Source organism: Mariniflexile sp. HNIBRBA6329 (genome assembly GCF_043558645.1).
Classification (GTDB): Bacteria; Bacteroidota; Bacteroidia; order Flavobacteriales; family Flavobacteriaceae; genus Mariniflexile.
Map to the genome: position 1 here is coordinate 1 of NZ_JBIFXS010000037.1, position 1,307 is coordinate 1,307.

Consider the following 1,307-nt stretch of genomic DNA (forward strand, 5'->3'; position numbering starts at 1 on the left):
ATTTACTAAATTGGCTTGTACAAATTTGGAAGGTAAGTCTTTTTTTATCCCTTACTTTTCATATACCTAATCATTGTAAAACATTAAAAATGACACAAAAATTCATCATTTTAATTACCATTTTAACTTCAGCAACATTAGCGTTCGCATGTAAAAATAAAGAAATCAAATCTCCAAACTCGGAAATATTACATAAAGGAGAATTATTATATAATTGTGAATTATCAGGAATTCCATTAGAATTCGACTTTAAATTTGATGAAGAAAATGTAAGAATTAACCAAAAATTTATTTCTAATACTTCATCCACAATTTTAGTAAAAAAGAACAATAAAGAAGTCCTACATCTTAACCAGCGATTTGAAACAGATAAAAAGTTTTTTTACTCTTCAATTGACAAAATGATTGCTCTCCAAAAAGGCTCAACATATGGAGATACAATTACAACTAAAACAAAAGAAACTAAAATTATTTTAGGTTATGATTGTATTAAAACAATAATAAACTTGGGAAAACAGGTAGAAATTACTTTGTGGACAACGGAAAAAATAAAAACAGGAATTACTTTTCCAAATACACCATTGACATTAAATGAGACTGCTCTTGAATATGAAATGAAGATTAATGGAAAAAGGAAAAGATATTACAAAATAGAATCAATAAAAGATATTCCCGAAAACGACAAAGATTTCCATCATATTATACCCGATGAATATAAACTAATTGTTCCTGTTCCAATCTATTCATTAAATCCAATTTGGTCAAAAAATGCTAGTTCAGAAAACCTAAAATCTTTTGAATATCCTAAAATGAATGGAGCAAAAGAAGAAGTTAAAGAATATTTTAGTGGAGTGTTTGCAAAAGTAGGAATGGATGAAAAAAGTAGCTGCTATTTGAATTTCACAATTAATAAGTCTGGGGAAATGGAAGATTTAAAAGTTACTGGATGTGATGAAAAGTTTAAAACCATTTTAGCTAAAGAATTAAAAAATATGCCTGAATGGATTCCTGGAAAGGTATATGGAGAAGAGGTAAGTTCTGAATTAACAATAAGTAAATAAAAACGTTTTACAACACCGTATAAAAAAAATTGCTAGTTTTAGCCAAACCAAAGTTAGTTGCTCGTTTGCTGGCTTCTGATTTTCCTTCGGAAAATCCTCGCTCACAAACACGCAACTTTCCTTATACATAAACGTTGTACACAAGCTAAAAAAACCAATCTGAATGAACAAAAATGAGAACATTGGAGCCAAAGTTGCATTAATAAATGGAATGACATTTGGACTAGGGTTTCTATTTATTATGAC

General features: G+C 28.5%; 1 protein-coding gene. It reads left to right on the forward strand.

The window, feature by feature from the left end:
* Nucleotides 1–89: 89 nt before the first annotated feature.
* Nucleotides 90–1,061, forward strand: a complete 972-nt coding sequence (locus tag ACGK9U_RS16080; protein WP_394467577.1) for a hypothetical protein — start codon at nucleotides 90–92, stop codon at nucleotides 1,059–1,061.
* The last annotated feature ends 246 nt before the right edge of the window (nucleotides 1,062–1,307 follow it).

Bases quoted from the DNA above. Each gene is read 5' to 3' on its own strand.
- ACGK9U_RS16080 (WP_394467577.1), top strand. From the start codon at position 90: ATGACACAAAAATTCATCATTTTAATTACCATTTTAACTTCAGCAACA.